The following is a 6,574-nucleotide window of genomic DNA, read 5'->3' on the forward strand; positions in this document are numbered from 1 at the left end:
GCGCGGGACGCCCGTGCTCTCGGCATCCGCGTCCAGTGGCATCCCGAATACTGGGTCAAGTCGGACAGCATCTCAGCAAGGATATTCCGCGCCTTCGGCGACGCGGTGCGCCTGCACGCCGCAGCGAAATCCGGCACGCGGGCCGCCGCGGAATAGTTCAGCGGTCAGACGTCAACATCAATCGCTGCCGGCCGCCAGCGACAGCAGCGGCAGGGCTGGCGCGTAGGATTCATAACCGTCGCCGTCGGCGACGCCGAAAGTGACGATCGGGTCGATGCCGTTCGCGCTGAAGGTGACCGTGCCGTCATCCTGCTCGCGCCAGAATTTCGCGCGCTCGATGCCGGGCAAGACCCGGCGGCAATTCGCAGTGACCGTCAACAGCGACAGGCCATGCGAAATCTCAGTGCCGCGCTTGACCGCGCAGGAGGCTTCGTCGCCATTGGCCACCAGCCTGTAGTCGTCGGGCGACGGCGTTAGCCCATCGGCGGCTGTGCGGCCTTCGCCGCTGCCGCCGTGAAACAGCTGAACGCTGCCGAACAGCGCGGCCACCGCCATCAATGCAGCAAGTGCTTTCATCTCGTTCTCCGGGTGTTTGGCGATAGATATAGAATGATTTCAAAGCGTTAAGCCGTAGTTAACAAATTAGAAAGCGTGCCACTCAGCTGCGCGCCTTGACCTTTTCCGTTTCCGGCACCGGCGTCAGCGCCCTCCCTTCCGAAAACCAGGAAATCAGATTGTCGACGCACAGATCGGCCATGGCGCGGCGGGTATGCTCCGAAGCCGAGCCGACATGCGGCAAAAGCGAGGTGTTGGGAGCGGCGAGCAGCGCCGGCGGCACGTTCGGCTCATCGGCGAAGACGTCGAGCCCGGCAGCTGCGATGGTGCCATTGGCCAGGGCTGCGGCAAGAGCTGCCTCGTCCACCGTGCTGCCGCGACCGATGTTGACGAAGACGCCATTCGGGCCAAGCACCGACAGGATCTCGGCGTTGACCGCCTTTTCCGTCGAGGCGCCGCCGGGCGCCACCGAGATCAGCGTATCGACCGCCTCGGCAAGGCCTATCAGCGTGCCGTGGTATTCGTAGGCCAGGCCTTCGACGCGGCGCCGATTGTGATAGGCGATCGGCAGCCCAAAGGCCTCTAGCCGGCGCGCAATGGCGAGACCAATGCGCCCCATGCCGAAAATGCCAACGCTGCGACCGCGCAAAGTCAGCCGGCTTAGCGGATAGTTGCCGTTGCGTGCCCAACTGCCGTCGCGCAGCCAGGTCTCGGCGCGCGGCAGATCGCGGATGGTGTTGATCAAAAGCCCGATCGCCGTGTCGGCGACCTCCTCGGTCAGCACGTCAGGCGTGTTGGTGACCATGACACCGCGCTGTGCTGCGTGACGGGCATCGACCGAATCATAGCCGACGCCGAAATTGGCGATGATCTCGAGGTTCGGCAGCGCGTCCATGAGGGCTGCGTTGATCCCACCAAAGGCGGCAATGCCGCGCACCGTCCGGCGCAGCTCGTCGGTGACCAGCGACGCATCGGCCCGTTCGATCCAGACGTGGCTGAACGTCCGGTCTATGCGACCGACCGCATGATCATTGAATTGGCCCGGCACCAGAATGGCGACTGCTTGCTGCTGTTCGGCTTTTGTCATTCACGCTCCACCGGTTTGCCGGTCGACTGGCGCACATGCAGTTCCGGCTTGATCAGTTCCTGCGACGGCCGCACCATCTGCCCATTGAGCTTGTCGAGCAGCGCGCTGGCTGCGCGGCGGCCGACTTCACGCTGGCCGTTCCACACGGTGGTCAGCGCCGGCGTCGCGATCGCCGCCTCCTCGAGATCGTCATAGCCGGTGACGGAGATGTCAATGCCCGGCACCAGCCCGGCGCGTGCAATACCGTTCATCAGGCCGATGGCGACGAGGTCGTTCCAGCAGCAGGCCGCGGTCGGCTTGTCCTTCAGCGCAAGGAACTGCCCGGCGGCCTCGAAGCCGGCCTGCTTGGTGCGCGGACCGGCGATGCGCCAGGACGGCCTGACCTCCAGCCCGGCCGCCTCCATAGCGTTGACATAGCCCTGGTAGCGATCGCGGCCGGTCGAGGTCTGGTCGGTGCCGCCGACCATGGCGATGCGCTTATGGCCGAGCGAGATCAGATGGTTGGTGGCAAGCCCAGTGCCGTAGGCATCGTCGCCGCGAAACACCGGCACGTCGGCGCCTTCGACGGTGCGCGCGATCAGCACCGCGGGCAGGCCGTTTTCCTCGGCCATGAATATGTCTTCGGGCGGCGTGCCGATGGCCGGCGACATGATGACGCCGTCGGCGCCGAGCTGCAAAAGCGTGTCGATGAAGGTGCGCTGCTTCTCGAGCTGGTCGTAATGGTTCGACAGGATGAAGGTCTGCCGGCTGCGATCGAGCTCGCTTTCGATCGAGCGCAGTATCTCGGCAAAGAACGGGTTCATGATGTCGTGAACGACGACGCCGACGATGCCCGAACGCGAAGTACGCAGGCTGGCGGCACGGCGATTGTAGATATAGCCGATGGCGCGGGCATGTTCCTTGATGCGGTCGCGGGTGTTTCCGGCAACCAGCGGACTGTCGCGCAGAGCCAGCGAGACCGTGGCCGTGGACACACCGAGCGCATCCGCGATCGTCGAAAGCTTGATCTTCTGTGCCAGCGCCTTGCGCTCCCCCGACGATCTAGAGCTGATCCATGATCTCCAGCGAAAACCGGATGCCACTTTCGGGATCATGATCTAAACAGTTTAAACGCGGCCTTATGCCACCCTTCCGGAACAAATCAAAGTTTTTTTGCCAGCGCTTCCACCTCGACGTCGAGGGCGGCGCGGTTGCGCACGCGAAGCCGGTGCTCGCGATGGACGATATAAAGGCCGCTGGCGACGATGACGATCGCCCCGACGAGCGTCCAGCGGTCCGGAAACTGGTTGAAGACAATCCAGCCGGCAATGACCATCCAGATCATCTGTGAATAGGGATAGGGAGCCAATGCCGTGGTGGTGGCAAGACGATAGGCCTGAACCAGGAGCCAGTGGCCGATTGCGCCAAAGACGCCAAGCATCAGCAGGATGAACCAGTGCCAGCTATCCTGCGGCAGCGAAAGCGAAAACGGCAGCATCGGCAGGAGAAGTACCGCCGGCGCCAGCGCCGAAAAGAGAATGAGGCTCTCCGAGGTTTCCGTGGCCGACATGCGCCGCGTCATGATGACGTAAAAACAGTTCGACAGCATCGAGCCGAGCGCGAAGAGATGGCCGACGCCAAAGACGCCAACGCCTGGCCGGGTGATGATGAGGACGCCGACGAAGCCGCTCAGGATTGCCAGCCAGCGCCGCCAGCCAGCCCATTCACCGAGCAAAGGACCGGCGATTGCTGTGATCACCATCGGCGCGAAGAAATAGATCGATGTGGTTTCGGCCAGCTGCAAGGTTCGCAGCGCCATGACGTTGCAAATGGTCGATCCGAACAGGAAGGCGCCGCGCAGGATATGCGCCGGCAGATTGTTGGCGCGAAAGCGCGCCGGCTCGCGCCATCCACGCAGAAAGACACCGACAAGCACGACATGGACGGCGAAGCGAGCCCAGGCGACGATCAGCGCCGAGACGCCGGCCATGACAAGATATTTGCTGCTGGTGTCGAGGAAGGTGAAAAATACATAGACGGAAAGCATGCAGAGGATCGCCGCCGGAGGCGTCGCGCTTTCGTCTTGTCTTGGGAGAGCACTCAATTTCAGGCCGGATGGAAGCAGGGCAGAGCCCTACCTTTGAGGCAAATGTCACCTGCCGGCAAGCCAGAGGAGGCTGACATCAGCTGACTACGTGCACTAGGGATGCATACGGGCGCCCCTGGTGATCTTGTCGACAAGCTTCTTTTCGGTACGCACCGCGATGCCGACGACCTTGGCGTCGTCGGGTGCGAATTCGGCAAAGACGGCGCGGTTCGCCGCGTCGTGGCCGGTCGAAAACATTTCGTCGACGTAGAGCGAGGTCGTCACACCGCGGTCCAGCGCCCGCCGGTGGATCGCACTGAGCGTCGGGCGATCGGCCGAAAGCACGATGACCGGCTGGATCGAGAGCGGATTGTAGATATTGCCGGCGCGGTCGCGATAGGGTTCGCCGATGATGTCGCTATACTGCGCAACGATACCGCTGGTCAGGAAGGCGGTGACATTGAGCTTTTGCCAGACGGGAAGGTCGTCCTGCAGCACGATTGCAAATTTCGTGTCGAACATGAGACATTTGCCATTCGAGGTTTGTGAGTGAAGCGATGTCACACAGTCTAGATGGCGAGGCCTTCCAAGGTCTTGGACGTTTGTGCGTTGACGCGGCTGAGAACTGCGTCATCTCGGCACCCGATTCCGCCGGCATGGAGCGTATCGAGGCCCGGTTCCACGGCAGCGCGTTCGATCTCCATCGTCACGATACCTACGCCATCGGCGTGACACTGCATGGCGTCCAGAGTTTCCGTTATCGCGGCGCGTCGCATCATAGCCTGCCCGGCCAGATTATCGTGCTCCATCCCGACGAATTGCACGACGGCGGTGCCGGCACCGAAGAGGGCCTGCGTTACAGGATGCTTTATCTGGAGCCGTCCGTCGTGCTGGACTGCCTTGATACGATCGACGCATCGCTGCCTTTCGTCAGGGATGCCGTGGTGACGGATCCTGTCTTCCGCACGAGGCTGCTTTCGGCGCTGGGGCCTTTGGACCAGAAGCTGGACGATCTCTTTGTCGCCGACTTCATTGCGCAGCTGATGCGAAGCCTGGCACGGCATGCAGGCCTGCCGGCGAAACCGATCCCAAGGACAGCATGGCGCGCGGCCAGCCTGGCGCGCGACTATCTGGAAGAGAATGTTTTCCGTATCGTCCGCTCCGACGAGTTGGAGGCGATCACCGGGCTGGATCGCTACGCCCTATCGCGGCATTTCCGTGCTGCCTTCTCCACCAGCCCGCATCGCTTTCTCTTGATGCGCCGGCTTCAACGAGCACGCCGCATGATCGAGGCAAGCGAGCCACTGGCGCATATCGCGATAGCGGCCGGGTTCAGCGACCAAAGTCATTTCAACAGACATTTCAAGAAAGCGTTCGGTGTCACGCCGGGCCGCTGGTCGGCATTGGTCCATGGATCGTCAGCAGCCGCTGCCTGATGGCGTCAGCCGCTGATCAATCGTCGGCGTCGATCTCATCGTCGACGAGAACCATCTCGCCGTTCGAGAGGTTCGCCTCAACGCGGGCGAGCAGCTTGAATAGCGCCTTCTGGTCCTTTTTATCGAGACCCTTCAGCGCCTGCTTCTCGGTCTTCTTCACCGATTTCTCGATGGCATGAATGATTTCGCGGCCCGTGTCGGTCAGAAAGATATGGGCCTGGCGGGCATCGGCGGAAGAGGCGCGCTTTTCCAGGAAGCCCTGCGCCTGCAGCCGGTTGATGGTCTTGGTGATGGTCGGCGGGCGCACACCGAGGCGACCGGCAAGATTGCCGGGCGTCTGCCCGTCCTCACGGTCGAGCGCGAGCATGATCTGGTCCTGACCGGCATAGAAGCCGTGCCCTAGAAGCCGCGCCGCCAGCGCAGTACGTGCCAGCCGCGCCGCCGAATGCAGCCGGCTCATTGTCGCAGTCTTGTCCGCCTTGGCCATGGTCATCCCTCTTCGGCCGAACCGGTGCGGACAGCATAGAGGCAGCCGCCCGGTTGGCAATCGACGATCAAAGATCCGGCCTTGCAAAACAGCTTTGCCGGCAAGCAATGCGGTGTCCGCGGTGGCTAATGCCAGATGTTTATTTCAGTTAGATGACAAACGACTTTTCGGTAGAGGTGGACGCTTGCAGCAGGAGCACTCCACACACGACGAGACTCAACCAGCCTTCATCGCGACGATCATCAAGGCTTGGTAGGCCTCCGCCACCTCGCGCAGCGCCGCCTGCGACAGCGGCCCAGCGCGCCGCGCGATGCCGTCCCTGGCATTCGACGTATCGCGCTTGCCGGACCGGTCGGTGTAAGGCGCGACAGTGGTGAATATCTGCTCGCTCAGACTATCGGGGAAAAACAGCTGGCCGGTCATCACCGAATTAGCGTTGGGGAAGACCTTGAAGTGGATGTGGGTGGTGCGGCCGCGATACCAGCCGGGATAGATGGTGGCGAACGAGACGATACCGCTCTCGTCGGTCTTTTGCCAACCGCGCAGAAAACTCTGGCCTGACGTATCGACGTCCTGGCCGTCGCCTTGTCCCCGATAGCCTGAATAATGCCCTTGCGCGTCGCAATGCCAGATGTCGACACGCGCGCCGGCAAGCGGTCGGCAGGCCGCGTCGACCACCTGCAGCCGCACATTGAGAGCAATGCCCGCTTTGCCTTCGGTGATATCGGCGCGCTGGAGCTTCGGGTCGAAATAGAACGGCCCCTCAGTCGCTTCCGGCGTGATCGCGCAAACGCCGGCACCGCTATCGAACAGGGCAAGCCCGACATAGGGCGAGGCATGCTGAGCCAGCGCGATGCCCGGAAGGAAGACGCCGCCGCCGGCGCTGACGGCAATGAAGCCGAGCGCCTGACGCCGGCTCAACGGGGACGGTTTGTCGGACATTC

8 protein-coding genes and 1 pseudogene are annotated in these 6,574 nt (G+C 62.6%); 2 read left to right on the top strand and 7 right to left on the bottom strand.

Annotated features, from left to right (window positions below; genetic code table 11):
* A pseudogene (locus EOA85_RS39230) lies at window positions 1–156 on the top strand (gamma-glutamyl-gamma-aminobutyrate hydrolase family protein); the annotation flags it as partial.
* A gap of 21 nt (window positions 157–177) precedes the next feature.
* Here EOA85_RS39230 and EOA85_RS23810 read toward each other — a convergent pair.
* The 5 genes from EOA85_RS23810 to EOA85_RS23830 form a co-directional block, all read right to left on the bottom strand.
* Window positions 178–576, bottom strand: coding sequence for a hypothetical protein (locus tag EOA85_RS23810; RefSeq protein ID WP_127211394.1), 399 nt, complete (start codon window positions 574–576; stop codon window positions 178–180).
* 82 nt (window positions 577–658) lie between these two features.
* A complete protein-coding gene (locus EOA85_RS23815) occupies window positions 659–1,642 on the bottom strand; it encodes a 2-hydroxyacid dehydrogenase (protein ID WP_127211395.1) in 984 nt (327 codons plus the stop codon).
* Window positions 1,639–2,661, bottom strand: a complete 1,023-nt coding sequence (locus EOA85_RS23820) for a LacI family DNA-binding transcriptional regulator (protein WP_082982104.1) — start codon at window positions 2,659–2,661, stop codon at window positions 1,639–1,641. The genes EOA85_RS23815 and EOA85_RS23820 overlap by 4 nt, the downstream gene beginning before the upstream one ends.
* A 122-nt stretch (window positions 2,662–2,783) precedes the next feature.
* Window positions 2,784–3,668, bottom strand: coding sequence for a DMT family transporter (locus EOA85_RS23825; protein WP_164759836.1), 885 nt, complete (start codon window positions 3,666–3,668; stop codon window positions 2,784–2,786).
* A gap of 153 nt (window positions 3,669–3,821) precedes the next feature.
* A complete protein-coding gene (locus EOA85_RS23830) occupies window positions 3,822–4,229 on the bottom strand; it encodes a DUF2000 family protein (RefSeq protein WP_127211397.1) in 408 nt (135 codons plus the stop codon).
* A gap of 35 nt (window positions 4,230–4,264) precedes the next feature.
* On the opposite strand from EOA85_RS23830, the gene EOA85_RS23835 reads away from it, so the two are divergent.
* Window positions 4,265–5,143, top strand: coding sequence for an AraC family transcriptional regulator (locus EOA85_RS23835; protein ID WP_127211398.1), 879 nt, complete (start codon window positions 4,265–4,267; stop codon window positions 5,141–5,143).
* A gap of 16 nt (window positions 5,144–5,159) precedes the next feature.
* Here EOA85_RS23835 and EOA85_RS23840 read toward each other — a convergent pair whose 3' ends face one another.
* Together EOA85_RS23840 and EOA85_RS23845 are read right to left on the bottom strand one after the other, a co-directional pair.
* Complete coding sequence (locus EOA85_RS23840) at window positions 5,160–5,630, bottom strand: MarR family winged helix-turn-helix transcriptional regulator (protein ID WP_127211399.1); 471 nt, start codon at window positions 5,628–5,630, stop codon at window positions 5,160–5,162.
* Window positions 5,631–5,846: 216 nt separating this feature from the next.
* Window positions 5,847–6,574 (bottom strand): intradiol ring-cleavage dioxygenase (locus EOA85_RS23845; protein WP_127211400.1); only part of this gene is annotated, 728 nt, incomplete at its 5' end.

Origin of the sequence: Mesorhizobium sp. M5C.F.Ca.IN.020.29.1.1 (assembly GCF_003997375.1) — a bacterium.
GTDB lineage: Bacteria > Pseudomonadota > Alphaproteobacteria > Rhizobiales > Rhizobiaceae > Mesorhizobium > Mesorhizobium wenxiniae.